This is a genomic window from Tardiphaga sp. 866_E4_N1_4 (genome assembly GCF_052076075.1).
Classification (GTDB): Bacteria; Pseudomonadota; Alphaproteobacteria; order Rhizobiales; family Xanthobacteraceae; genus Tardiphaga; species Tardiphaga robiniae.
This window is the reverse complement of the sequence record NZ_CP197242.1, coordinates 5,099,659-5,126,557: the sequence shown is the minus strand read 5'-3', so window position 1 is coordinate 5,126,557 and position 26,899 is coordinate 5,099,659. Positions and strand designations below refer to the sequence as shown.

At 61.7% G+C, this 26,899-nt stretch carries 23 protein-coding genes; 4 read left to right on the top strand and 19 right to left on the bottom strand.

Annotated features, from left to right (window positions below; genetic code table 11):
* Positions 1–49: 49 nt before the first annotated feature.
* The 4 genes from AB8B20_RS24670 to AB8B20_RS24655 all read left to right on the top strand — a co-directional run bounded on the left by AB8B20_RS24670 (position 50) and on the right by AB8B20_RS24655 (position 3,737).
* Complete coding sequence (locus tag AB8B20_RS24670) at positions 50–553, top strand: DUF1993 domain-containing protein (RefSeq protein WP_093759626.1); 504 nt, start codon at positions 50–52, stop codon at positions 551–553.
* A 180-nt stretch (positions 554–733) separates the two neighbouring features.
* On the top strand, positions 734–1,825 hold the full coding sequence (locus AB8B20_RS24665) for an alkene reductase (RefSeq protein ID WP_439073276.1): 1,092 nt from the start codon (positions 734–736) through the stop codon (positions 1,823–1,825).
* A gap of 130 nt (positions 1,826–1,955) precedes the next feature.
* The gene (locus AB8B20_RS24660; RefSeq protein ID WP_439073277.1) at positions 1,956–2,966 is read left to right on the top strand and encodes an NAD(P)H-quinone oxidoreductase; all 1,011 of its coding nucleotides are present in this window, start codon (positions 1,956–1,958) and stop codon (positions 2,964–2,966) included.
* Between the two features lie 228 nt (positions 2,967–3,194).
* Positions 3,195–3,737, top strand: a complete 543-nt coding sequence (locus AB8B20_RS24655; protein ID WP_439073278.1) for a hypothetical protein — start codon at positions 3,195–3,197, stop codon at positions 3,735–3,737.
* Positions 3,738–3,839: 102 nt separating this feature from the next.
* On the opposite strand, the gene AB8B20_RS24650 is transcribed toward AB8B20_RS24655, so the two are convergent.
* From AB8B20_RS24650 to AB8B20_RS24560, 19 genes are all read right to left on the bottom strand, one after another.
* Positions 3,840–5,633, bottom strand: coding sequence for an ABC transporter substrate-binding protein (locus tag AB8B20_RS24650; RefSeq protein ID WP_439073279.1), 1,794 nt, complete (start codon positions 5,631–5,633; stop codon positions 3,840–3,842).
* A 61-nt stretch (positions 5,634–5,694) separates the two neighbouring features.
* Complete coding sequence (locus AB8B20_RS24645; protein WP_093759628.1) at positions 5,695–6,024, bottom strand: DUF2160 domain-containing protein; 330 nt, start codon at positions 6,022–6,024, stop codon at positions 5,695–5,697.
* Between the two features lie 9 nt (positions 6,025–6,033).
* Positions 6,034–6,840 (bottom strand): carbohydrate ABC transporter permease, encoded by an 807-nt coding sequence (locus AB8B20_RS24640; protein WP_120288339.1) that lies wholly within the window; start codon positions 6,838–6,840, stop codon positions 6,034–6,036.
* Positions 6,840–7,742 carry a carbohydrate ABC transporter permease gene (locus tag AB8B20_RS24635; RefSeq protein ID WP_439074043.1) on the bottom strand — a complete coding sequence of 301 codons (903 nt, stop codon included), beginning with the start codon at positions 7,740–7,742 and terminating at the stop codon, positions 6,840–6,842. The genes AB8B20_RS24640 and AB8B20_RS24635 overlap by 1 nt, the downstream gene beginning before the upstream one ends.
* Entirely contained in the window at positions 7,742–8,827 is a 1,086-nt protein-coding gene (locus tag AB8B20_RS24630; protein WP_439073280.1) for an ABC transporter ATP-binding protein, read from the bottom strand. Before AB8B20_RS24630 ends, AB8B20_RS24635 begins: the two co-directional genes overlap by 1 nt.
* A 1-nt stretch (position 8,828) precedes the next feature.
* Positions 8,829–9,917 carry an ABC transporter ATP-binding protein gene (locus tag AB8B20_RS24625; protein WP_439073281.1) on the bottom strand — a complete coding sequence of 363 codons (1,089 nt, stop codon included), beginning with the start codon at positions 9,915–9,917 and terminating at the stop codon, positions 8,829–8,831.
* Entirely contained in the window at positions 9,914–11,458 is a 1,545-nt protein-coding gene (glpD, locus tag AB8B20_RS24620; RefSeq protein ID WP_439073282.1) for a glycerol-3-phosphate dehydrogenase, read from the bottom strand. Before glpD ends, AB8B20_RS24625 begins: the two co-directional genes overlap by 4 nt.
* Before the next feature lie 139 nt (positions 11,459–11,597).
* The gene (locus AB8B20_RS24615; RefSeq protein WP_439073283.1) at positions 11,598–12,416 is read right to left on the bottom strand and encodes a DeoR/GlpR family DNA-binding transcription regulator; all 819 of its coding nucleotides are present in this window, start codon (positions 12,414–12,416) and stop codon (positions 11,598–11,600) included.
* Between the two features lie 113 nt (positions 12,417–12,529).
* Positions 12,530–12,724 carry a hypothetical protein gene (locus tag AB8B20_RS24610; RefSeq protein WP_093759633.1) on the bottom strand — a complete coding sequence of 65 codons (195 nt, stop codon included), beginning with the start codon at positions 12,722–12,724 and terminating at the stop codon, positions 12,530–12,532.
* 86 nt (positions 12,725–12,810) lie between these two features.
* Positions 12,811–13,242, bottom strand: a complete 432-nt coding sequence (locus AB8B20_RS24605; protein ID WP_439073284.1) for an acyl-CoA thioesterase — start codon at positions 13,240–13,242, stop codon at positions 12,811–12,813.
* Between the two features lie 27 nt (positions 13,243–13,269).
* Complete coding sequence (locus AB8B20_RS24600) at positions 13,270–15,366, bottom strand: 3-hydroxyacyl-CoA dehydrogenase NAD-binding domain-containing protein (RefSeq protein ID WP_439073285.1); 2,097 nt, start codon at positions 15,364–15,366, stop codon at positions 13,270–13,272.
* Between the two features lie 7 nt (positions 15,367–15,373).
* A complete protein-coding gene (locus AB8B20_RS24595; RefSeq protein ID WP_439073286.1) occupies positions 15,374–16,657 on the bottom strand; it encodes an acetyl-CoA C-acetyltransferase in 1,284 nt (427 codons plus the stop codon).
* A 13-nt stretch (positions 16,658–16,670) separates the two neighbouring features.
* Positions 16,671–18,947, bottom strand: a complete 2,277-nt coding sequence (locus AB8B20_RS24590) for an acyl-CoA dehydrogenase (protein WP_439073287.1) — start codon at positions 18,945–18,947, stop codon at positions 16,671–16,673.
* A gap of 235 nt (positions 18,948–19,182) precedes the next feature.
* Positions 19,183–19,806 (bottom strand): flavin reductase family protein, encoded by a 624-nt coding sequence (locus tag AB8B20_RS24585; protein ID WP_439062100.1) that lies wholly within the window; start codon positions 19,804–19,806, stop codon positions 19,183–19,185.
* 36 nt (positions 19,807–19,842) lie between these two features.
* Complete coding sequence (locus tag AB8B20_RS24580; protein WP_089262602.1) at positions 19,843–20,442, bottom strand: TetR/AcrR family transcriptional regulator; 600 nt, start codon at positions 20,440–20,442, stop codon at positions 19,843–19,845.
* A 19-nt stretch (positions 20,443–20,461) separates the two neighbouring features.
* Positions 20,462–23,602: an efflux RND transporter permease subunit gene (locus AB8B20_RS24575; protein WP_439073288.1), complete on the bottom strand. Its 3,141-nt coding sequence runs from the start codon at positions 23,600–23,602 to the stop codon at positions 20,462–20,464.
* A gap of 27 nt (positions 23,603–23,629) precedes the next feature.
* Positions 23,630–24,736, bottom strand: coding sequence for an efflux RND transporter periplasmic adaptor subunit (locus tag AB8B20_RS24570; RefSeq protein WP_439073289.1), 1,107 nt, complete (start codon positions 24,734–24,736; stop codon positions 23,630–23,632).
* 112 nt (positions 24,737–24,848) lie between these two features.
* Positions 24,849–26,195: an MFS transporter gene (locus AB8B20_RS24565; RefSeq protein WP_089262608.1), complete on the bottom strand. Its 1,347-nt coding sequence runs from the start codon at positions 26,193–26,195 to the stop codon at positions 24,849–24,851.
* A 115-nt stretch (positions 26,196–26,310) separates the two neighbouring features.
* Positions 26,311–26,892 (bottom strand): TetR/AcrR family transcriptional regulator, encoded by a 582-nt coding sequence (locus AB8B20_RS24560; protein WP_184513309.1) that lies wholly within the window; start codon positions 26,890–26,892, stop codon positions 26,311–26,313.
* Positions 26,893–26,899: the final 7 nt, after the last annotated feature.

Here is a 26,899-nt window from a genome sequence, read left to right as displayed (position 1 = left end):
TCGGGTCGTCACCGCTGCGCAGCCGCAATCGACCGAAAAAGAGCATCACATGTCATTTTACGATTCCGCCGTGCCTGCTTATCTGCAGATGCTCGGCAGCCTCTCCGCCATTCTCGACAAGGCTGAGGCCCACGTCACCGCGAAAAAGATCGAGCCGGAAGCCTTGCTCGGCGCCCGGCTTTATCCCGACATGCTGCCGCTCTCTCGCCAGGTTCAGGTCGCCTGCGACCAGGCCATGCGTGGTTGCGCCCGGCTCACCCAGAACGAACCTCAGTCGGTGCCGGACACCGAGAAAACCTTTGGCGAATTGAAGCAGCGTCTGGCCAAGGCGATGGATTATGTGAAGGGCTTCACGCCGGCTCAATTCGAAGGCGCCGACGTACGCGAGGTCACGTTTCCGATCGGCGGCGGCAAGACCACGACCATGACGGGCCAGCAGTATCTGAGCAGCTTCTCGCTGCCGAACTTCTACTTCCACGTCGCTATCGCCCACGGCATTCTCCGGCATAGCGGCATCGAGATCGGCAAGCGCGACTTCCTCGGCGCGCAGTAAGCCGCGCCATCACCGCAGGATATTCGGCTGCTGGCCGACCGATAGAGAGATCATGATCATTCAATCCGTCATCGCCACGATCGTTTTATCCTGAACCAACGACATGCAGCGCAGCGGTATTGCCAATGCGCTGCATGATGCCCAATTCGATTTCACCTTTCATCGACTGGATCATTCATCATGAGCACGTCCAAACTCTTCGACCCCTACAAGCTTGGTGCGAACACGCTGACCAATCGCACGGTGATGGCACCGCTGACGCGCAATCGCGCATTGCCGGGCAACGTGCCGAACCCGCTGGCGGTCGAATATTATAGCCAGCGTGCCAGCGCCGGCCTTCTGGTGACCGAAGGCACACCCGTCTCGCAGCAGGGCCAGGGCTACCAGGACGTCCCGGGCATCTACACCAAGGAGCAGATCGCCGGCTGGAAGAAGGTGACGGAGGCCGTGCATGCCAAGGGCGGTCATATCTATATGCAGATCTGGCACGTTGGCCGCATCTCGCATGTCAGCCTGCAGCCGAATGGCGGCGCGCCGGTGGCCCCTTCGGCGATCCGCGCCAACACCAAGACCTTCGTCAACAACACCTTCACCGACGTCTCGGAACCCCGCGCGCTGGAGCTGGGTGAAATTCAAGGCGTCATCGACAGTTTCGCACGCGGCGCTGCCAATGCGGTCGAAGCCGGTTTCGACGGCGTGGAGATTCATGGCGCCAACGGTTATCTGCTTGAGCAATTTGCGCGTGACAGCACCAACAAGCGCACCGACGCCTATGGCGGTTCGCTCGAGAACCGCGCCAAACTAATGCTGGAAGTGGCCGCGGCAGTTGCCAAGGAAATCGGCGGCGACAGAACCGGTATCCGCATCTCGCCGGTGACGCCGGCCAACGATGCCGCCGCCGACACGCAGGCCCAAAAGCTGTTCGACTACATCACCGACGGGCTCAGCGCCGAGAAGCTGGTCTATCTACATGTCGTCGAAGGCGCGACCGGCGGTCCGCGCGACGTGGCACCGTTCGACTATGTCAGCCTGCGCAAGCGTTTCAGTGGAACGTATATCGCCAATAACGGCTTCGATCTCGCGCTCGCCAACAAGGTGCTCGCGGCCGATGCCGCCGACCTGATCGCCTTCGGCAAGCCGTTCATCTCGAACCCGGATCTGGTCGAGCGCCTGAAGAGCGGCGCGCCACTCAACGATGCCGACAAGGCGACGTTCTATGGCGGCGGCGCCAAGGGCTACACGGACTACCCAACGCTGGCTGCGGCGAAGTAAGATCCGCTATCGATAAAGTGAAAAGGCCGGGATCGTCCCGGCCTTTTCTGTTATTTGTGCGCTTGCAACGCGCTTCGTAAATTCTCCATCTCGTGCCGCAACGACGCGGCGACGCCTCAACAGGTTCGACATGACGCAGCCCACATATCCCGCTTCCATGAAGGCTATTGCCTTCGATCACTTCGGCGGCCCGGAGGTCTTGCGATATGTCGGGCTCCCCTCGCCCTCCGCAAGGCCAAACGACCTGATCGTGCGCGTCGCGGCTGCCGGGATAAACCAGGCTGATATCAATTATCGAAAAGGGAAGTATGGCAAGGAGCCTAACTTCGGCGATTCCGACCTGACGGGCCTGGAGATTGCCGGAACGGTTATCGATACCGGCGAAGCCGTGACGCAATTCAAGCCGGGTGACCGGGTCATGGGGATCACGGGCGGTGGCGGCTATGCAGAGTTTGCACGGATGGATGCCGGGCTGGCGATACCCGTCCCGACCTGGATGACGGATATCGAAGCGGGAGCCATTCCCGAAGCCTTTGTTACAGCCCATCAGGCACTCTTTCATCTCGGGCGCCTGCAAAAAGGCGAGCGGGCTCTGATCCATGGTGCAGGCGGGGGCGTCGGCTCTGCAGCCGTGCAACTGGCGGTTCTATCCGGAGCGGGCTCCGTCATCACTACAAGCAGCGACGAGAAACGTACGAGGTTGCTGGCTCTTGGCGTCGATCTGGCGATCAACTACCGCGGTGAACAGTTCGAAGACGTTATCGCGCAGCTGTCCCCCGATCCCGGCGTCGATGTGATTGTCGACTTCGTCGGAGGCCCTTATCTCGAGCGCAACATTCGTTCACTGCGGCCGGGCGGACGCCTGATCCAGATTGGCGTCTCCGGTGGATCGCAAGCAACGCTCCCCCTCGATCTCGTGCTCTTCAGGCGACTACGGATTGAAGGGACGGTAATGAAATCCGTCTCTCTGCATGAGAAGCGGAATATGGTTGGGCGTTTCGCGGAGCGATGGATGCCAGCGCTCGTGGAAGGTGAATTGAAGCCGATCATCGACCGGACATTCGCCTTGCGCGAGGCCGAAGAGGCGCATCGCTATCTAGAACGCGCTGCGCACTTCGGCAAAATACTCTTGATCCCCTAAAGTCGGAAGCGGCAGCGCAATAGCGTCTTGTAAGTTCCTGCGCCTCCGGCATGCGGGGCGCATATACGTTCGTTGCTATGGCGCAAACGCAAGCATGCGAACAGCAAGCTACCGCGTGATGGAGGAATGTGGGCGGTGCTGCCAGAACAGTGGTGTCGTTCCCGTTAGCGAACGTCGGATGGATGCACTCGATAGCTGAGGCGCCCTCGTCACTGCAAAGGACATAGCATGAAGATCCTCCTTGATCAGATACTCTCTCAATCGGCCTATTCGAGCGAGATCGACGTTCCCATCGAAAAAATCGATATCGCCGACTGGCTGTTCAACCTGCCGGAGGCCGAATATCAGCGCTGCTGCCCGCCCGACCACATCTCCGCCGGAACGACCAGTACCGACGATGGACGCCGGATGTCCATCAATGTCGAGCAGATCGGAGCCGGACTGGTGATACAGCATTATGTGGCTGAAGAGGCGACGCCTACCTATTGCCGGATGAATTCGATCTCGGACGTGTTCACCGCGAGCGGGCACACACAGGTCAACGTCATCTGGGAGCTGATCGCGGAGCCACTGGATGCCAGCCGCACGCGTTACACCAACCGCGTCACCTGTCATCCGACAGACGCATTCATGGCGTTTATCGCCGAGCGCGGCCAGACATACGAGCAGGCAGCGGCAGCGCGGCAGGCCGCTGGCGGCGATCACAACAATCGCGAGACACCGCTGTTCGCAGCCAGCATCGCCCGCAAGGCACTGGCGACCGAGGTTTGAGATGAGGATCGTCATTACGGTCCCTGTAATGACGACAGCAGGAGTGCTGGCAGAAAGAAAAGGCCGGGATCACTCCCGGCCTTTGTGTTTATTGAGTCAGCCTTAATTCGCCGACGCGCGCTTCTGCGGCGGGGTCGCGGGCCACGACTTGATCAGCGTGTCGTAGTCCACCGTCTCGCCCTTCGGCTTCTCGTTGGCCAGCTTGCGCTGGGGCGCGATGTTGCCGTCCTTGGCGGACTTCGCATACCAGAACTCGGCCGTTTCCTTCTTGTTCAGCTTCGGTCCGCATTCGCCCTGAACCTTGGATCGTTCAAGACGTTCGAGCACCGAATCCTGAGCTGCGGCCAGTGAGTCCATCGCCTGCTGCGGGGTCTTCGCACCGGACGACGCATCGCCGATGTTCTGCCACCACAACTGCGCCAGCTTCGGATAGTCCGGGATGTTGTTGCCGGTCGGCGACCACTGCACGCGGGCCGGCGAGCGATAGAACTCGACCAGACCGCCGAGCTTCGGCGCACGTTCGGTGAACGACTTGTCCCAGATATCGCTCTCACGGATGAAGGTGAGACCGACATGGCTCTTCTTCAGCGACACCGTCTTCGAGGTGATGAACTGCAGATAGAGCCAGGCTGCCTTGCGGCGATCGGCAGGCGTCGACTTGAGCAGCGTGCCCGAACCGACGTCCTGATAGCCGAGCTTCATGCCTTCCTTCCAGTAGGAGCCATGCGGCGACGGGGCCATGCGCCACTTCGGCGTACCGTCGGCATTCATGACCGCAAGACCCGGCTTCACCATGTCGGCGGTGAAGGCGGTGTACCAGAACATCTGCTGGGCGATATTGCCCTGCGCCGGCACCGGCCCCGACTCCGAGAAGGTCATGCCTTGCGCCTGCGGCGGGGCATACTTCTTCATCCAGTCGAGATATTTCGCGATCGAATACACGGCGGCCGGACCGTTGGTATCGCCGCCGCGCTCGACGGAGGAGCCGACCGGACGACAGCCTTCCATGCGAATACCCCACTCATCGACGGGCAGACCGTTCGGAAGACCCCTGTCGCCGTTGCCGGCCATCGACAGCCACGCGTCGGTGAAACGCCAGCCGAGCGACGGATCCTTCTTGCCGTAGTCCATGTGGCCATAGACCTTGACGCCGTTGATCTCCTTGATGTCGTTGGTGAAGAACTCGGCGATGTCTTCATAGGCCGACCAGTTCACGGGCACGCCGAGATCGTAGCCATACTTGGCCTTGAACTTGGCCTTGTAGTCGGGATTGGTGAACCAGTCGTACCGGAACCAGTAGAGGTTGGCGAACTGCTGGTCGGGCAGTTGATACATCTTCTTGTCCGGCGCGGTGGTGAAGGACGTTCCAATGAAGTCCTTGACGTCGAGCGTCGGGCTGGTGACGTCCTTGCCTTCTGCGGTCATGTAGTCCGACAGCGCAATGGTCTGGCCGTAGCGGAAATGCGTGCCGATCAGGTCGGAGTCGTTGATCCAGCCGTCATAGACGTTCTTGCCGGACTGCATCTGGGTCTGCAGCTTCTCGACCACGTCGCCTTCCTGGATCAGGTCGTGCTTCAGCTTGATGCCCGTGATCTCGGAGAATGCCTTGGCCAGCGTGCGCGATTCATATTCGTGCGTGGTGATGGTTTCGGAGACGATATTGATCTCCATGCCTTTGAACGGCTGCGCGGCCTTCTCGTACCACTGCAGTTCTTTCAGCTGCTCTGCCTTCGACAGCGTCGATGGCTGGAATTCGCTGTCGATCCACTTCTGAATGGTGGCGTCGTCGGCCTTGGCCGGTGCGGCGAGCAACGCAGTCGCCGTGATCAACGCAGCAGCGCTGGTCATCGTGATATGGCGCGTCGGGCGACGTGCCTGTGTCGTCAGGTGCCTCATAGCTTCCTCCCTCACTTCTGTTTCAGGCCCGGGTTCATCCCGGGACTGCAGTCCATGCCGGTCAGACGGTGCGAAAAATTGCCACCGCCGAGACCAGCGAAATCAATGTCGCGAACCACAGATTCGAGATTTCAACTCCCTCCTCGCCGATCGGCAGCGTCGCGATCGGGTCGGAACCGACGAAGCCGATCCACAACAGGTGGATGACGGCCGCCGCGATCAGCGACAGGAACAGCCGGTCGCCGCGCGTGGTAGGAATGCGCAGGATGCCGATGCGTTCGGCTTCGGGATAGGCGACTGCGAGCCAAGTCATGGTGCCCAGCGTGAGTGCCAGCAGGCCGAAGAAGATCGCCGTCGGCGGCGTCCAGGCCATCCATGCGATGTTTTCCATGACGACCTCCTAGACCCGGCCAAGCGCGAAACCGCGCGCGATGTAATTGCGGACGAACCAGATGACGAGGGCACCGGGGATGATGGTCAGCACGCCGGCGGCGGCGAGCAGGCCCCAATCCATACCAGAGGCCGACACGGTACGCGTCATGACCGCGGAAATCGGCTTGGCATTCACCGAGGTCAGCGTGCGCGCCAGCAGCAGTTCGACCCAGGAGAACATAAAGCAGAAGAAGGCAGCGACGCCGATGCCCGACGCGATCAGCGGCACGAGAATCTTCACGAAGAATTTCGGGAACGAGTAGCCGTCGAGAAACGCCGTCTCGTCGATCTCGCGCGGCACGCCGGACACGAAGCCTTCGAGGATCCACACCGCCAGCGGGACGTTGAACAGGCAATGCGCCAGCGCCACGGCCCATGGCGTGTCGAACAGGCCGATGGCCGAATAGAGATTGAAGAATGGCAGCGCGAATACGGCGGGCGGCGCCATCCGGTTCGACAGCAGCCAGAAGAACAGGTGCTTGTCGCCGAGGAAACGATAGCGCGAGAACGCGTAAGCTGCCGGCAGCGCGAAAGAGATCGACAGGATGGTGTTGATGATGACGTATTTCAGCGAATTGATGTAACCGGAATACCAGCTCTCGTCGGTGAAGATGCGGGTATAGTTCTCCAGCGTCGGCTGGTGCGGCCACAGCGTCATGGTCGAGACGATCTCGCCATTGGTCTTGAAGCTCATATTAACGAGCCAGTAGATCGGCAGCAGCAAGAACACCAAAAACAGTAACAGGATAATGCGACGCCCAGGGATCGTATGCATCAGACCGCTCCCTCGCGCTTGGTGTGATCGACGCCGGCATTGGTCATCACGGTGTAGAATATCCAGCACACGATCAGCACGATGATGTTGTAGACCAGCGACAGCGCCGCAGCCTTGCCGAGATCGAACTGGCCGAGCGCGATCTTGACAAGCTCAATGGAGACGAAGGTGGTCGAATTTCCGGGGCCGCCGCCGGTGACCACGAAGGGCTCGGTATAGATCATGAAACTATCCATGAAACGCAACAGCACGCCGATCAGCAACACACGGTTGAGCTTCGGCAACTGGATCGCGCGAAACACCGCCCAGCGCGACGCGCCGTCGATCTGTGCCGCCTGATAATAAGCGTCGGGGATCGACTTCAGGCCTGCGTAGCACAGCAGCGCAACGAGGCTGGTCCAGTGCCAGACATCCATCACGATGACGGTCGCCCAGGCATCGAACTCGTTCGACACATAGTTATAGTCGATGCCCATGTGATTGAGCGTGTAGCCGAGCAGGCCGATATCGGGACGCCCGAAGATCTGCCAGATGGTGCCGACCACGTTCCATGGAATCAGCAGCGGCAGCGCGAGGATCACGAGGCAGGCTGCGACGCGCCAGCCGTCACGCGGCATCGACAGCGCGACAAGAATGCCGAGCGGCACTTCGATGGCGAGGATGATCGCGGAGAAAGCCAGGTTTCGCAGCAGCGACGCGAAGAAACGCCCGCCGAGATCGCTGGACGGATCGAGCAACTCCTTGAACCAGCCAACGCCGTTCCAGAAGAACTGGTTGTTGCCGAAGGTGTCCTGCACCGAATAGTTCACGACCGTCATCAGCGGCAACACCGCGGAGAACGCCACGATGAGAAACACCGGCAGGACGAGGAACCAGGCTTTTTGATTGACGGTTTTGTCCATCATGCAACCCCTTCGACAAGGCGGCTGTCAGCATAAACGTGCACCCGGCCGGGATCGAACACCAGCCCGACATCGCTCCCCGCAACAGAAAATCCCTGAGGTACGCGCGCGGCGAACTTGACGCCGCCGATGCGGACGCGCGCGAAACTGATACGGCCGAGATCGTCGACCCGCTCGACCTGCGCCAACAGCAAGCCCGGTGCGGGCGTCGCAACATGGACAAATTCGGGGCGAACGCCGATTTCGATTGTCGCGCCCGCTGGCAACTTGTCGTAACTGCGCTGCAGCGCGATCACGTGCCCGCCGATACGCGCCTCGCGGCCGCTGACTTCGGCCGGCACGATATTCATGCCGGGCGAGCCGATGAAATAGCCGACGAATGTATGTGCGGGCTTGTCGAACAGCTCCTGCGGCGTGCCGGACTGTACGACACGCCCGTCATGCATCACCACCACCGTATCGGCAAAGGTCAACGCCTCGGTCTGGTCGTGGGTCACGTAGATCATCGTGAGGTCCAGCGCGCGGTGCAGTGCCTTGAGCTTCGAGCGTAGTTCCCATTTCAGTGCGGGATCGATCACCGTCAGTGGTTCGTCGAACAGCACCGCAGCAACGTCGGAACGCACCAGGCCACGGCCGAGCGAGATCTTCTGCTTGGCATCGGGCGTTAGCCGCGTTGCCTTGCGGCCCAGATAGGGCGTGAGATCGAGGAGTTCGCCGATCTCGGCGACACGTGCATCGATCTGGGCTTTCGGCACGCCGCGATTCTTCAGCGGAAAAGCGAGATTCTCACCGACCGTCATGGTGTCGTAGATGACCGGGAACTGGAACACCTGCGCGATGTTCCGCTTCTGGGTCGACAGCGGCGTGATGTCCTTGCCGTCGAACAGGATCTGGCCGCGCGTCGGCGTCACGATGCCGGAGATCAAATTGAGCAGCGTGGTCTTGCCGCAACCGGATGGGCCGAGCAGCGCATAGGCGCCGCCCTGCCGCCAGGTCATGGAGATCGGCTTGAGGGCAAAGCTCTCCAGATCGGCATCGGGGCCGCTGTAGGACTGCGCGAGATCGACGAGATCGATGCGGGCCATGTTACGCTCCCTGCACAGTGTTGGGAGCGGCAACCAGACGGTCGCTGCCATCGAAGACGAACAGATTGGCGGGATCGAGCACGGCGTCGAGCATGTGGCCGGGCAGGAATTCATGCACGCCCTGCAGCACCGCAACCCAATTCGACGCGTCGCGCTTCAGATGGACGAAGCTTTCCGACCCGGTGATTTCGGTCACGGTCACTTCGGCCGGAAACGCATGCCGTCCGGCGAGACCACTGGCGACTTCGAGCTGATGCGCGCGGAAGCCAACGCGATAGCTGCCGTCGGCGAGGTTTGCGTAGAGCCCGCTGGCGGGCGCTGTCGCGCCACCGGCATAGTGCACATTGCCGTTCTTCTTCTCGATCACCACCAGATTGAGTGGCGGATCCGAGAACACTTCGGCGGCCTTGAGAGTCTCGGGATGGCGATAGACCCTGGAGGTCTGGCCGACCTGCAAAACCTGGCCTTCCCACAGACACACGGTGCTGCCGCCCAACAAAAGCGCTTCGGAAGGCTCCGTCGTCGCATAGACGAAGATCGCACCGGAGGCCTCGAATATCTTCGGCAGTTCGGTGCGCAATTCCTCGCGCAGCTTGTAGTCGAGATTGGCGAGCGGCTCGTCGAGCAGCACGAGATCGGCGCCCTTGACCAGCGCGCGGGCAATGGCGGTGCGCTGCTGCTGGCCACCGGAGAGCTGCAGCGGCGTGCGCTTCAGATAGGGCTCAAGCTTGAGCAAGGCCGCGGCTTCGTGCACGCGGGTTTCAATCTCGGCTTTCGGCTTGCCCTGCACGCGCAGCGGCGAGGCGATATTCTCATAGACCGTCAGCGAAGGGTAATTGATAAACTGCTGATAGACCATCGCCACCGAGCGTTTGCGGATATCAACGCCGGTGACGTCCTTACCATCGACCAGCACACGACCTTGGGTCGGCTTATCGAGCCCGGCCAGCAACCGCATGATCGAGGTCTTGCCGGCCAATGTCGGCCCGAGCAGCACGTTCAGTGTGCCCCTTTCCAGCGTCAGCGACACGTCACGGATCGTCGTGACGCCATCGACCATCTGCGAGACGTGATCGAGTGCGACGCTCATGACCGCACTCCCGCTTCACGCATTGGATTGGCGGGCTGGGCGCGATTAGCCTGCAGCCATTGATCGAGAGCCGCTATCTCTTCCTTCGACAGGCGCAGACCGAGTTTGGAACGGCGCCACACGATATCCTCGGCACTGACGGCCCATTCATTGGCCACGAGATAGCGCACTTCGCGCTCGGTCAGCGTTGCGCCAAAGGCCTGACCGAGATCGGCCGGCGATTTCGCGGTGCCCAGCATCTTTGCGGCGCGCGTGCCATAGGCATGTGCCAGCCGGTTGGCATGGGCCGGCGTCAGGAACGGATAGTCGCGCAACAATTCGGCGATCAGCGCATCGACCGCGGAGACATCGAAATCACCGCCAGGCAGCGTGGCATGGGCCGTCCAGCCTTCCCTGGCCTTGGTGCCCTTCAGATACGGCGCAAGCTTCTGCAAGGCTTCTTCGGCAAGGCGGCGATAGGTCGTGATCTTGCCGCCATAGATCGACAGCAGCGGCAGGCCGCCGGGCAGATCGAGCTCGAACACATAGTCGCGCGTCGCCGCCTTGGCCTCATTGGCGCCGTCGTCATAGAGCGGACGCACGCCGGAATAGGTCCACACCACGTCTTCGGCCAGCACGGGCCTGGCGAGATATTCGCTGACCGACTTGCAGAGATAGTTGATCTCGTCGGCAGAGATTTTCACATCGGCGGGATCGCCGTCATAATCGATATCGGTGGTACCGATCAGGGTGAAATCGTTCTGATAGGGAATCGCAAACACGATACGACCATCGGCATTCTGGAAGATGTAGGCACGGTCGTGGCTGTAAAGTTTCGGCACCACGATATGCGAGCCCTGCACGAGGCGGACTTTCGCCTTCGCATTGACGCCGGCACCGACCGCCAGAACATTCTCGACCCACGGACCGCCGGCATTGACCAGCGTGCGCGCACTGATGGTCGAGCGGTCGCCCGTCGCCGTATCCTGCACCGTGACCTGCCACATCCCGTCGGCCTGCCTGATCTCGGTTGCGCGCGTGCGCGTGCGGATGTCAGCGCCCCGGTCCGCGGCATCACGCGCGGTGAGCACGACAAGACGCGCATCATCTACCGAGCAGTCGGAATATTCAAAGCCACGCTTGAACCGGCCGGGCGCCAGCGGCTTGCCGGTCTCGTCGCGGGTGAGGTCAAGCGTGCGCGTCGGGGGCAGAAGCTTACGGCCGCCGATATGGTCGTAGAGAAACAACCCCAAGCGCAGCAGCCAGGCGGGCCGCAGACCGGCGTGATGCGGCAGCACGAAACGCAAGGGGCGGATGATATGCGGCGCGATCTGCCAGAGAACTTCGCGCTCCAGCAGCGCGTGGCGCACCAATTTGAAGTCGTAATATTCGAGGTAGCGCAACCCGCCATGGATGAGCTTGGTCGACCACGACGAGGTGCCGCTGGCCAGATCGTTCATCTCGCAAAGGAACACGGAATTGCCGCGGCCGACGGCGTCGCGGGCGATGCCGCAGCCATTCACACCGCCACCAATGATTGCGAGGTCGTAGATCTGACCCACCCCGTGTCCCCTCCTGCGCCAATTGTCTGGCGCCTTCCTTCGGACGCGCCATCTTCGCTTTCAGCGATTTGGCTTTCGCTTTCGATTAAACCACAACCTAAAACGAAAGCAACTGGCGTTTTCGGGGTCTGAACAGGGTCTAAAGCGGGGTCGGCTCGGGTTCCAGGTCGTCCGCATCGTCGGCGGAGCCCGGCAAGGCGGCGATGACCTGTACGCCCCGGCTTCGGCAGATCTCCTGCAAGGGCGGTGGCAGCGGCACGTCGGTGACGAAGGTCTGTATCTGGCTGATATGGGCGATGCGCACCGCCGCCGAGCGCCGCAGCTTGGTCGAATCGCAGACCAGCATGACACTGCGGGCATTGGCGATGATCGCCTGCGCCGCCTGCACCTCGCGATAGTCGAAGTCGAGCAGCGCACCCTCCTCGTCAATCGCCGAGGCGCCGATGATGGCGTAATCGACCTTGAATTGGCCAATCAGCTTGATCGCCGTGGAGCCGATCACCGCACCATCGGAGCGACGCACGGTGCCACCGGCTACAATCACCTCGATATGCGGGTGACGATAGAGCATCATCGCCACATTGAGGTTGTTGGTGATGACCAGCAGGTTTTCGTGATTGATCAGCGCGCTCGCGACTTCTTCCGTGGTGGTGCCGATATTGATGAACAGCGACGAGCCATTGGGAATCTGCGCCGCGGCAGCAACGCCGATCGCCTTCTTCTCTTCGGCGGCCACGAATCGCCGCGCTTCATAAGCGAGGTTTTCGACGCCGGACGCGACGATGGCGCCGCCGTGGATACGCGTGAGCAGGCGCTGGTCGCAGAGATCGTTGAGATCCTTGCGGATGGTCTGTGCGGACACCTCGAAGCGCCGCACCAAGTCGTCGACCATCACGCGGCCAAAGGCCCGCGCGTGATTCAGGATTTCGGATTGGCGATGGGTCAGGCCAGCAGTCACAACGGCACCTCGGAACGAACGGTTCCATGGTGCGGGTGTTGGCGGCAATGGTCAACGCATCACCAGCGCAGGTGCCATACGCGTCGCCGCCGATGTCGTCAGAGAATCGCCCTCTAGGGCGTCACAGCTGCTTGGATACCCTGCGCGAATTGAAAGGCAGCGCGTTCAGCTTCGCGCGCATTGCGAAACAGTTGGCCTTCCATCGGGTTGAAACGGTGAGACGCGGCGAAGAACCTGTACCCACCGGGATCGCGAACCACGATGCCGGCAGCCTGCGATGAGACTTCGATGATGTAAGTGTCTGACATGGCGGCCCCCTACGCGATAGGCGATGCATATTCCGGGCCACTAACTGCAGAGGAGGTATTTCGTTCCCGCCGGTGTTTAGAATTGCTCAGGTCGAGATCGTCGCGTCCGGACGCTTGATCACCTGCGGGCGCCCCGCCTCGTCAATGGACACGAAGGTGAAATTGCCGTCGGTCACCAAGATCGGGGCGTTTTCGTTGCGGCGAAGCACCCAGGCCTCGATATGCACGGTAAGTGACGTGCGGCCCATCCGCACCAGTTCCGCATGCACGGACACGACGTCACCGACATGAACGGCCTTGCGGAAGGTCATCGCCTCGATGGCGACGGTGACGGTACGCGTCTTCGCCACCTTGGCGGCAAAGATGCCGCCGCCGAGATCCATCTGGCTGAGCAGCCAGCCGCCAAAGATATCGCCATTGGCATTGGTATCTGCTGGCATCGCCACCGTGCGGATGGTGAGATCGCCGGTCGGCTCCGCATCCAGCCCCGTCACTAGCTGCGTCGTTGATTCAGTCATGAGCAAAGCCTGCCGCAAATTGAGTCATCATTTAAAGGTTTCCCAGCCGGCATCCGGCGCAAAGCGGTCGCCGAACCGGGCCGCCAGCGTGCGCAGCGTGGCGGTGATATTCTCGGTTCCACGCGTCCGCGCATAGTTCAGCGGGCCGCCGCGGAATGGCGCGTAACCTGTTCCGAAAATCATTGCGCCATCGACAACATCGGGGTTGTCGACGATGCCTTCGCGCAGACAGGCGACGCAGACATTCGACATCGGCAGCACCAAGCGATCGATCATCTCCTGTGTCGGACGCGCGGTGGCAACCGCACTGGAACTCTTCTCGGCCTTGCCGTCACGCCATGTATAGAAGCCACGGCCGGTCTTCTTGCCGAGCTCGCCCTTGTTGACCTTCTCGCGGAGCCAGGCCGGCGTCGGCGGCAGCAGGTCACCAAATTTCGAGCGCAGCATGTCGCCGACGGCCAGGCAGATATCGAGCCCGACCTGATCGGCCAGTTCGATCGGACCCATCGGCATGCCGAATTGCTCGGCGGCGGCGTCGATGGTTTCCTTGTCGACCTTCTCCTCCATCAGCATCATCGCCTCGAGCATGTAAGGCGTCAGCGCGCGGTTGACGAGGAAGCCCGGCGAGCTCTTCACCGGCAGCGGCAGACGATCGATCGCGCCGACGAAGGCCGTGGCCTTCTTCAGCATGTCCTGGTCCACGCCATCATGACTGACGACCTCGACCAGCTGCAGGCGCGAGACCGGGTTGAAGAAATGCAATCCCAGCAGCCGCTCCGGCCGCGCCAGTGTGCTGCGCAGATCCTGCAGGGGAATGCTCGATGTATTGGTGGCGAGGATCGCATCCGGCTTCATGCGCGGCTCAATGCCGGCATAGACCTTCTGCTTCAGTTCGAGCTTCTCCGACACCGCCTCGATGATGAGGTCGGCATTGCGTACGCCCTCGCCGTCCATATCGGGAATCAGGCGATCCAGCGTATCACGCTGATCGGTGCGCTTGCGGATGATCTTGCTGTAGAGATCGGCGGCGCGCTTGATGGCGCCCGCGATAGGTTCAGGTTTCATGTCGGCGAGCGTGACACGGATGTCCTGATGCGCGCACCACGCCGCGATGTCGCCGCCCATGGCGCCAGCACCGATCACATGAACATGTTTGATGGTGTTGCCGTCACCGGCCAGCTTCTTCATCTGCTCGCGCAGGAAGAAAACGCGGATCAGGTTCTGCGCCGTCGCCGTCACCATTAGCCGGGCGAAGGACGCCTTCTCGGCATTGAGCATCGCCGCACGGTCACCGCCATGCTTCTCCCACAGCTCGATCAACGCATAGGGCGCGGGGTAATGTTCGCGCGGCGCAGCCTTGCTGGCCTCCGCGACCATGCGCGATGCGAGAATCCCGCGCATCGGCGAGAAGTTCATGATCGGGATCAACGCACTCGGCTTGGCGCGCTTGAGCTTGCCGAACACCGCATCGCGCACGGCGTTACGGACATGGCGTTCCTCAGTCACCGCATCGACAAGGCCGATCGCCTTCGCCTTGCGTGCGTCGATGGTCTTGCCGGTCAGCATCAGCGGCATCGCCTGCATCGGATTGACCAGATGCGTGAAGCGCGCGGTGCCGCCCAAACCTGGATGCAGGCCGAGCATGACTTCCGGGAAACCAAACCGCGCACCATCGATGGCGATGCGCATCTGGCAGGCCAGCGCCACTTCGAGGCCGCCGCCGAGGCAGAAACCGTGAATGACGGCCACAGTCGGGATCTTCAGCGCCTCGAAGCGGTCGATCACCGCGTGAGCACGGCTGATCTGCGTTTCCACTTCCAATGGATCGCTGGCGCCACGAAATTCATTAACGTCGGCGCCGGCGATGAAACCGGACGTCTTGGCCGAACGAACCACGATGCCGGTCGGGCGCTGGGCTTCCAGCGCGTTCAGCACCTGATCGAATTCTTCCAGCACCACAGCTGACAGCGTATTGGCGCTCGCATCGGCGCGGTCAAACAACAGCCACGCGATGCCATCGGCATCGCGCGTCAGCTTGAAGTGGCGATAAGCGCCTGATGTGTCGGGAGCCGGCCCGAGTTCGAGCACGCGATCCCCAAGAACGTCCATGATCTTGCTGTCCATGACGCCCTCACACCGTCTCGATCAACATCGCGCCACCGAGGCCGCCGCCGATACATTCGGTAGCGATACCCCGCCTGGTGCCAAGCCGCTTCATCGCATTGACGAGATGCAGCACAATACGGTTGCCAGACGTGCCAACGGGATGGCCGAGGCTGATCGCACCGCCATCGACATTGAGCCTGGCGCGATCGATCTCGCCCGCGGCGCCATCAAGGCCGAGCACCTCGCGGCAGAATTTTTCGTCCTTCCAGGCGGCGAGACAGCCGAGTACTTGCGTGGCGAAGGCTTCGTTGAGCTCCCAGGTCTCGATGTCCTGAATCGTCATGTTGTTGCGCTTCAACAGATCGTTCGACGACAACACCGGACCGAGCCCCATGATCGACGGATCGAGCGCAGACCACTGGCTGTCGATGATCACCGCCTTCGGCGTGAGACCATGTTTCGCCACCGCTTCTTCGGACGCAAGAATCGTCCATGATGCGCCATCGGTGATCTGCGAAGAATTGCCGGCGGTGACCTGCCCCCACGGACGTTCGAATACCGGCTTCAGTGTCGCGAGCTTGTCGACCGACGAATCCGCGCGTACGCCGTCATCGTGGTCGTAGAAATTGCCCTTGCGATCGAAGGCGGTTTCAACCTCACCCTTCAGCCAGCCCTGCTCCTGCGCATACGCAAGGCGCTTGTGGCTTTCGACGGCATAGGCATCGGCCTGCGCACGCGTGATGCCGAACAGATGCCCGACCTTCTCGGCGGTCTGGCCCATATTGAGGTCGGTGATCGGATCGGTGAGACCGCGCTCAAGGCCGATGATCGGCTTGAAATAAGCCGGCCGGGCCTTGGCGATCGCCGCCACCTTGCCGAGCACACCCTTGGCCATGGCAAGCCCGGCGAACCAGCGTACGCCGTTCTGCGGCCAGACCAGCGGCGCGTGGCTGAGCGCTTCGGCACCCCCGGCTAGGATCAGATCGGCATTCCCCTCGCGGATATAGCGATAGCCGGTGTCGATCGACTGCATGCCGGAGCCGCAATTGATCTGCACGGTGAAGGCCACCATCGCCTCACCCATACCGAGCCTGAGCGCGGCGACGCGCGCCGGGTTCATCTCGTCGGCGATGACATTGACGCAGCCGAGGATCACCTGATCGAAGGCATCGGGCGCAAATGGCTGCCGTGCCAGCAGCGGGCGGCCGCATTGAACGGCAAGATCGACAGGGGTGAACGGGCCGGGGCCACTGCGCGCCTTCAGGAACGGCGTGCGGCTGCCGTCGACGATATAGACTGGTCTTGTCATGAAAGTCTTGCCATTAGCTTGCTGCCCGCTGCTCACCAAGTTCCTGGAAGAACTGGTGCACGTTATCGGACTTCTTATAGCCGGGCGACAGCTCTTCCGGCGCGAAGTGATCGACCTCGATCACCAGCTTGACGGCTTCCTGCGCAGCGGCGAGCTTTTCGCCCTCGGCCTGAGTGATGACGCCCTGCGTCACTGCATCCTTCCAGTTCTTGAGCTTCGCCGTCCGAATGCGCTTGGCAATATCGTCACTCGATGTCACCAGTTTGAACGCCTTCTCAAGCCGCGCGAGACCGCGGTCATCATCCACATGCGACAGATCCGGCGTCAGGCGATCGCGCGTCGCCGACGGCTCCAGGATCATCTGCGCGCAGCGATGCACCACGCGGTCCGAAGGCCCGAGCACCGATGCACCATATGGCTGCACGATGAATTTGAGGATGCCGGCGACAAAGCGGTTCGGCAGGTTGGCCAGAATCTCCGCAAAGCGGTTCTCGATGGTCTTGAAGCCGAACGCCATACACCATTCAAGCGCCGGCAGGTCGTCCTGCTGGCGGCCTTCGTCCTCCCAGCGCTTCAGCGCAGCCGAGAGCAGATAAAGCTCGGAGAGAATATCGCCGAACCGCGCCGACAGCATTTCCTTGCGCTTCAACGCTCCGCCCAGCGTCAGCAACGCCATGTCGGCGCACAATGCGAAGGCCGAGGAATAACGCGAGAGCTGGCGATAGAACTGTGTGGCATCGCCGGCATCCGGCGCAGGCGCGAATACGCCACCGGTCCAGCAGCGACCCCAGGCGCGGAACAGCGTGGTGACGCTATGGCCGATATGTTTCCAGAACGCAGTGTCGAAGGCCTCTAAGCCCTTCGCCTTGTCGGGATCGCCGAGCGCATTCATTTCCTGCAGCAGATAAGGATGCGCGCGGATGGCGCCCTGCCCGAACACGATGAGATTGCGCGTCAAGATGTTCGCGCCTTCCACCGTGATGCCCACCGGCACCGCGCGATAGAGATTGCCCATATAATTCTGCGGCCCGTCGATCACGGCCTTGCCGCCATGGATGTCCATGGCATCATCGATGGCCAGGCGCATACGCTCGGTGGCATGCAGCTTCATGATGCCGGAGATAACCGCGGGATGATGGCCTTGATTGAGCGCCGCCGAGGTCAGGCGCCGTGCGGCATCGAGCAGATAGGCCGTGCCGGCGATACGGGCCAGCGGCTCCTCGATGCCTTCGAACTTGCTGATCGAAATGTTGAACTGCTCGCGGATGCGGGCATAGGCACCGGTGGTGCGCGCGGCATAGGCGGCACCGGCGGCAGATAGCGACGGCAATGAGATGCCACGACCGGCGGCGAGCGCCGACATCAGCATCTTCCAGCCCTGCCCCAAGCGCTCCTGACCGCCGATGATGTAATCGAGCGGGATGAAGACGTCGCGGCCCCAGTTCGGGCCGTTCTGGAACACCTGCATCGACGGTAGATGGCGCTGGCCGATCTCGACGCCCGGAAGATCATGCGGGATCAGCGCAACTGTGATGCCAAGCTCATCCTGTGAGCCCACGAGGTGATCGGGGTCATAGGCCTTGAAGGCGAGACCGATCAACGTCGCGACCGGGCCGAGCGTGATGTAGCGCTTGTGCCAGTTGAGGCGCAGGCCCAGAACCTCCTGGCCTTCGAACGTGCCCTTGCAGATGATGCCGCTGTCGATCATCGAGGCCGCGTCCGAGCCCGCTTCCGGGCTGGTGAGGCCGAAACAGGGAATGTCGCGTCCATCGGCAAGGCGCGGCAGCCAGCGCTGGCGCTGCGCGTTGGTGCCGAACTTCATCAGCAGTTCGCCGGGGCCGAGCGAGTTGGGCACCATCACGGTGACGGCGGCGACCACCGACCGCGACGAAATTTTGCGCACCACTTCCGAATGCGCATAAGGCGAGAAGCCGAGACCTCCGAATTCCTTCGGAATGATCATGCCGAAGAACTTTTCGCGCTTGATGAACTCCCAGACGTCCGGCGGCAGATCGCGCAATTCCCAATTGATCTTCCAGTCGTCGATCATCTCGCAGAGACGATCGACAGGTCCGGTCATGAAGGCCTGTTCTTCGTCGGTCAGTGTGGCCGGCTTGACGGCGAGCAGCTTGGCCCAATCCGGATTGCCGGTGAACAGATCCGCATCCCACCAGACGTCGCCGGCTTCCAGCGCCTCGCGCTCGGTATCCGACATTTTCGGTAGCACGCCCTTGGCCCAGCCAAAGATCGGCTTGGTGAGATGGTCGCGGCGCAGACTGGACGAGCTCATGGAGGCTTCCTCTCAATCGAGACGACAAGCAGTCCGGGCGGACCACGGGCGCCAAAAGGCAGACGCTCTTGCAGGACGGTGTCGGTGTCACCTTGGCTTTCGCATTGAAATTCAAGCGAAATTTGACAGCATCGAGCCATCATTAACGACAGGATACCGCAACGGTTCCCGAAAGGCGATTTCCCGCCGCGTGACCAGTGGTCGCGCGACCGAAATGCCGGAAGAATAGCCGGCCTCAGTCCGGCCGGTTCATCTCGAACATGGCGTCCTGCTTGATGTGGAAATAGTCGCCGCGGCGGCCGGCGCGCAGGATCGGGCCAGCCAATGCGGTCTGGTACACGCCATCCACGATCAGGGTCTTGTCGATATGCACGGCGACGACTTCACCCATGGTGAGGAAGGCGTTGGCCGAAGCGCCGTTCGCGCCCTTGAGTTCGATGATCTGAGTCACCTTGCACTCGAAAGCGACCCGGCTCTCGCCGACACGAGGTACGTTCACCAGCTTGCTCGGCACCGGCGTCAGGCCGGCGATCTCGAATTCATCGACTTCCGGGCCGACATGCGCCGCCGTGGCGTTCATCTGCTTGGCCAGATCCATGGTGGCCAAATTCCAGACGAATTCCTTCGTCGCCTGCATGTTGCGGGCGGAGTCCTTGATCCCGATGCTGGAAAAGCCGATCAGCGGCGGCGTGTAGTTGAAGGCGTTGAAGAAGCTGTATGGCGCCAGATTGACGTGGCCATTGGCATCCCGGGAGGAGACCCACCCGATCGGACGCGGACCGATGATGGCATTGAAGGGATCGTGCTTGAGGCCGTGGCCGTTGACGGGCTCGTAAGAATGCAGATCGAATGCGGTCACGCGGAAGATCCCCTGAATTGACGTCAGAGAGATCGTCTAGCCCCGCGGGGCCAACCCGGCAAGAACGAAGTCGATCATCTGGTCCAGGGTCGGGCCAGGTTTCGTCGCACATTGCGCGATCATCTGCGGGTGAAAGAAGCGCATCATGGCGGTGCAGGCGCACATGGCTGCCAATTCGACGTCCGGAGCCTGAAACTCACCCTTGGCAGCACCGTCCGCGATGACACCGCCGATGGTAACGGTGATGCGCTCCATATGAGCAGTGCAGACATCCCAACTCTCTTCCATGGCGATGGCGACCATCTCATGCAGCTTGGCATCGCCGACATAGCGTTCGGCATTCATCTCATGGATCGACGTCAGCAGTTCGCGGAGCCGCGCGGCGGCCGGCTGCGGATTTTCAGCAATCGCTCCAGCGGCCTCTTCAACTTCCCCCATCAACCGCTGCGCCACGGCCGAGATGATCGACTTCTTCGAATCGAAGAAGCGATAGACGTTCGCCGGCGACATCCGCAGCACCTTCGCAATATCGGCGACGGTGGTCTTCTGGTAGCCTATTTCACGAAACAGCTTTTCCGCGACCACAACGATGCGGCCCCGCATATCGGCTTCGACGTGATCAGAAATCAGAGTCATCTCGGCGTGCAGTCTTCAGTTATTCGGCAGCAAGCGGAAAGGCCTGTTGCTTGTCGTGATGGTGCGGTGCGTGATGATCCACATCCTCACCCGATCCGCGTTCATCCAGGCTCTTGCGAAACCATAGGGCATAGAGACCCGGGAGATACAACAACGTCAAGAACGTCGCCACAAACAATCCACCCATGATGGTGACCGCCATCGGCCCCCAGAAGGCCGAGCGCGACAGCGGGATCATCGCCAAAATGGCCGCCAGCGCCGTCAGGATGACCGGACGCGCACGGCGCACGGTCGCCTCGACGATGGCTTCGCGGCGGGTCAGGCCGTGCCGCACGTCGGTTTCGATCTGATCCACCAGAATAACGGCGTTGCGCATGATCATACCCGCCAGCGCGATCAGGCCGAGCAGTGCCACGAAGCCGAACGGCTTGTTGGCAACGTTCAGCGCCAAAGAGGCGCCGACGATGCCGAGCGGCGCCGTCAGGAACACCAGGATCAGGCGCGAGAAGCTCTGCAACTGCACCATCAGCAGCGTCAGCATGATGATCATCATCAGCGGAAACAGCACGGCGATCGAGGCATTGCCCTTGCTGGATTCTTCCACCGCGCCGCCGATCTCAATGCGATAGGCCGGCTGCAGGCTGTCGCGGATCTGCTGCAACTGCGGCCAGATCTGGTTGGTGACATCCGGGGGCTGCACGCCATCGACGACGTCGCCGCGCACGGTGATCGCCATGTCGCGGTTACGGCGCCAGAGGATCGGCTCCTCATGGGCATATTCGATCTTTGCCACCTGTGACAAAGGCACCGGAACGCCGTTGCGCGAGATGATGGTGAGATCGCCCACACGGCCGAGATCGAGGCGTTCCGACGGAACGGCACGGGCGACGACGCCGACCTTCTCGATACCGTCACGCACGGTCGTGACCGACGCGCCAGAGATCAGCATCGCCAGGGATTGCGACAGCTCCTGCGGCGTCAGGCCGAGGGCGCGGGCACGGTCCTGATCGACCACCAGCCTGAGAGAAGGCGTCTGCTCGTTCCAGTCGAGCTGCGGATCGACCATATTCTTGTTGGCGCGCATAACCTCGCGCACCCTGTAGGCGATATCGCGCACGGTCGCGGTATCCGGCCCGATGACGCGGAACTGGACGGGGAAACCGACCGGCGGACCGAAATTGAAGCGATCGACACGCACGCGTGCTTCCGGCAGCTGGCCATCGGCGACGGCCTTCTCGATCTTGGACTTGATGCGCTCGCGTGCCTCGACATCCTTGGACACGATCACGATCTCGGCGAAGGCCTCATTCGGGAGCTGCGGATTGAGGCCGAGCCAGAAGCGCGGCGAGCCGCGGCCGACATAGGCCGTATAAGTGGCGATGTCCTTGTCGTCCTTGAGCAGCTTCTCGGCGTCCTTGACCGCCTTTTCGGTAACGCCAAAGGCCGTGCCTTCTGGCAGGCGCAGCTGCAGGAACAGTTCGGGACGTTCCGACAACGGGAAGAACTGCTGCTGGACATGGCCGAAACCGACGATGGCAGCGATGAAGATACCGACGGTGGCAGCCACCACCTTGATGCGGTGCGTGACGCACCACTGCACGACGCTGCGCAACCCGCGATAGATGCGCGTCTCATAGACCGCATGCGGATCGTGATTGGCCTTTCCGTGGGCAGCAAAGTTCGGCAGCAGCTTGACGCCGATATAGGGTGTGAAGATCACCGCGACGAACCAAGAGGCGATCAGCGATATCGCCACAACCCAGAAAATGCCGCCGGCATATTCGCCCACTGCGGAATTCGCAAAGCCGATCGGCAGGAAGCCGACGGCCGTGATCAGCGTGCCGGTGAGCATCGGAAATGCCGTGGACTCCCAGGCGAAGGACGCCGCGCGCACACGATCCCAGCCCTGCTCCATTTTCACCACCATCATCTCGACCGCGATAATGGCGTCATCGACCAGTAGGCCGAGCGCGATAATCAACGCACCTAGCGTGATACGGTGCAGGTCCATACCCATCGCATTCATGACCATGAAGACGATACCGAGCACCAGCGGCACCGAGAGCGCCACCACAATGCCGGTGCGCCAGCCGAGCGCAAGGAAGCTGACGAACAGCACGATGCCCAACGCCTCGATGAACGAGTGCGTGAATTCCCCAACGGCATGTTCGACCACCAGCGGCTGATCGGCGATCTGCTCGACATTGACGCCCTGCGGGACGGCGACCATGAACTCGTTCTTGGCCTTTTCGACGTCCTTGCCGAGTTCAAGAATGTTGGCGCCGTTCGCCGTCACCACGCCGATGCCGAGTGCGTATTGGCCCTTCTGCCGGACCTTGAAATCCGGCGGATCGACGAAGCCATGGCTGACCGTCGCGATATCGCCGAGGCGGAACGTGCGCCCGTTACTCTCGACCGGCGTCTCCGCGACGGTCTTCACGCCATCGAGCGCGCCGGTGACGCGCAGCGGCACGCGCTGCGACGAGGTTTCCACCGTGCCCGCCGGCTGGATCGCGTTCTGCTTGGCGAGCGAGTCGAACAGCGTCTGCGGCGTGATGCCGAGCGTCGCCAGTTTGGCGTGGGAGAATTCGACGAAAATGCGCTCGTCCTGGGTGCCGTAGAGATTGACCTTGGTGACACCCTTCACCTTCAGCAGGCGCTGGCGCAAGCCTTCAGCGACCACCTTCAACTGTTTGAAATCGGCGCCGTCCCCGGTCATCATGTAAAGAATGGAATCGACGTCGCTGAATTCGTCATTGACCGTCGGCCCGATCAGATTGGCGGGCAGGCTGCCCTGCACGTCCGCGAGCTTCTTGCGCAACAGATAGAACAGGAACGGTACTTCCTTGGCGGGCGCGTTATCCCTGAACGTGACCTGCAGCGCCGTGAAGTTCGGCTTCGAATAGGTCTGCACCTTTTCGAAGTAAGGCAGTTCCTGCATCTTCTTCTCGATGGGATCTGCAACCTGTTCCTGCATTTCCTTGGCGGTCGCCCCCGGCCAGATCGCCGTGACGTTAACGACCTTCACCGTGAAAGATGGATCTTCGGCACGGCCGAGCTTCTCGTAAGAGAAGAAGCCACCGACACCGAGCGCGATGATCAGAAACAAAATCAGTGCCGGATGAGCGACGGCCCAGGCGGAGAGGTTGAAGCGATGCATCGGCTTCGTCCTTTGAATGCGAGCGTCTTAAAACGACAATGCGGAGACGACGTGAACCTTCAGCGCCGGGTCGAGCTTCTGCACGCCCAGCGTCACGATCTTGGCACCTTCATCGACGCCACCTGAGATGATGACGTCGTTGCTCTCATAGGACTTCACCTTGACCGGCTGCAGCGCGACGTCGCCCGATGCGTTCACGACGTAGAGCGAAGGGTTGTTGCCCTGGCTGAACAGCGCCGAGAGCGGCACGCGCGCAACGCGTTCGGTGGCGGGATCGGACAGCGTCAGCGTCGCCGTCATGCCGAGCGACACCTTGTCGTCGGCCTCGGGCAGCGAGAACTTGGCGAGATAAGTGCGCGTCGCGGTGTCGGCATTGGGCGCAAGTTCACGCAGCTTGGCGGCATATTGCTTGCCGGGCTCGGACCACAGCGTCACGCTAGCTTTGCCTTCCTTGGCGCGGCCAACCAGCGTTTCCGGAATGGAAACCACCGCCTCCTTCTCGCCGAAACGCGCGACACGGATGGCGGCCTGCCCTGCGGCGACGACCTGCCCGGCATCGATCAGCGTCGCGGTGACAACGCCGCGGGTGTCGGCGATCAGCGTCGCATAAGAAAGGCTGTTCTTGGTGAGTTCGACCGAGCGTTCGGCGCGATTGAGACGCGCGCGGGCTTCGTCGCCTGTGGCCTTGGCCTGATCGAGCTGTGCCTGAGTGGACCAGCCCTTGGCGCGCAATTCGGTGGCGCGGCCCTCGGCTGCAGTGGCATTGGCCAGCACGCCCGTGGATGCGTTGAGTTCGGCGACGGCCTGCTCGGCCTGCAGCTTCAGATCGACCTCGTCGAGCGTAGCCAGTGGCTGGCCGATCTCGACGTTCTGCCCGACCTCAACAAGGCGCTTGGCGACCTTGCCGGTGACCCGGAAGCCCATATCGGTCTCGATCCGCGGGCGGATGGTGCCGACGAAACTGCGCTGCGGCGATTCCGGCTCGTAATGCACAGTCGCGACCAGCACGGGGCGGGTTGGCTTGGCTTCCGCCTCAGTTTTCTTGCCGCATCCGGCCAGAGCAAGGGCTGGGATCAGCAAGAGCGCGGCAGCGAATGGCTTGCGGGAAGCGCTGACTTTGGTGTGGCCGAGCATCACGAGCGTCCTTCGAATGAATGTTCGAAGGGAACTTAGGCGTGACCACTGACGAATGTCAATATTCGTCAGTGGTCACAATTTCGGCAGATTGCCGCACCCCATCCCGGCCTTATTTCACCCGCGCCGGTTTGCCGGTAGCTGCGAACTCCGTTGCTGTCCCGTGATTGCCGACCAGCACGAGAATACCGGCGACCAGCGGCATCGCCGCCAGGACCAGAAGCCCGGTCGAGGTGCTGCCGGTCAATTCCTTGACCCAGCCGATCAGATAGGGACCGCCGAAGCCGGCGAGATTGCCGATCGAATTGATCAGCGCGATGGCGCCGGCCGCCGCCGTGCCGCTGAGCCACGCCGTCGGCAGCGTCCAGAACAGTGCGAAGGTGCAGAACACGCCGATTGCCGCGACCGTCAGCGCGACCATGGTCAGGGTCGGATTGGTGGAAATGCCGGACAGCGCGAGCGCCACGGCGGTCAGCAGCAGCGGCAGGCCGACATGCCAGACGCGCTCGCGGGTCTTGTCGGAATGCTGAGCCCACAGCACCATGGCAATGGAGCCGAACAGATAGGGGATCGCAGTGACGAAACCGGTCTGCAGGTTGGTGAAGCCGAACGCCTTCACGATCTGCGGCAGCCAGAACTGCATGCCATAGAGCGCGCCGACGAAGCCGAAATAGATCACGCTCAGCATCAGCACCTTCGGCGACGACAGCGCCTGCCCCAGCGTCATGCCATGGGCGCTCTCCTTGGCGAGACGCTCGCCTTCCAGCTTGTCGGACAGCCACATCTTCTGGTCAGGCGTCAGCCATTCGGCCTTTTCAGGCTTGTCGGTGAGATAGAACCAGGTGACGACGCCGAGAATGACCGAAGGAATCCCTTCGATGATGAACAACCACTGCCAGCCCTTCAGGCCCATGACACCGTCGAGCCCCAGCAGCATGCCGGAGATCGGCGCGCCAATCACCGTGGATACGGGCACCGCGATCGCGAAGGCGGCGAGGAAACGCGCGCGATATTCGGCCGGAAACCAGTAAGTGAGATAGAGGATAATGCCGGGGAAGAAGCCGGCCTCAGCGACACCGAGCAGAAAGCGCAGCGTGTAGAAGCTCCACGGGCCACTGACGATCGCCATCAGCGCGGAGATGATGCCCCAGCTCACCATGATGCGCGCGATCCAGCGGCTGGCGCCGAATTTCTCCAGCGCGATGTTGCTGGGAACCTCAAAGATGAAATAGCCGATGAAGAAGATGCCGGCGCCCCACGCAAAAACGGTGGGCGAGAAATTCAGCTCGGCATTCATGGTGAGCGCGGCGAAGCCAAGATTGACGCGGTCGAGATAGGCCAGGAAATAAGCCAGCACCAGAAACGGGATCAGCCGCCAGGAAATGGCGCGGATGGTCGAGGTTTCGATGTCGGATTTTGCGCTGCGCGTGGCGCGCGCGCCGACGGCGGTCTGGCTCATGGTTCACTCCCGGTCGCTTGTTGTCGGCGACGGCCTCTGCGGGCCGCGCTGTCATGTCGCACGGTTTAGCGAAAGAGCCGAGGAGCGGCAATGTCTGTGCAGAGCAGCAATCAGCTCAGCGCAGCACCTGCGTGAACAGCACCTGCGCGAAGCGCTCAATCGGTGCCGGGCTGCGTTCGGCTTTCGACAGCAGGTTGGCGCCCTGCAGCGAGGAGACGATGAAACCCGCAACCTCCGCGCATTTGAAGTCGGCCGGCAGCTCGCCGGCTTTCACCGCGGAGGTCAGGCATTCGGCAATACTCTGCTGAACATCGGCGAAGATCGTCAGCAGCCGGTCGCGAATGAGATCGCTGTGGTCGCTGGCTTCGGCCGTGAAGTTGCCGAACAGGCAACCGTTGCACATCTGGTCTTCGCTCAGCCGGGCCACGTTGGCATCGATATAGGCGCGCAACCGCGCCAGTGGCGACAGGCCCTCATTGCGCAGCGTCTGCGCCATCAGTTCGCGACCCTTCGCGAAATAGAGATCGATGATCTCGAGGCCGAATTCTTCCTTGGAGGTAAAGTGGTTGGTGAAGGTGCCCTGCGGCACGCCCGCGGCATGCACGATGTCGCGAACACTGGCGCCCGCATAGCCGCGCGCATGCACGACCGCGAGGCCTGCCGTGAGAATCCTGTCGCGATTCGAGAGCTTCGCCATGGACTTA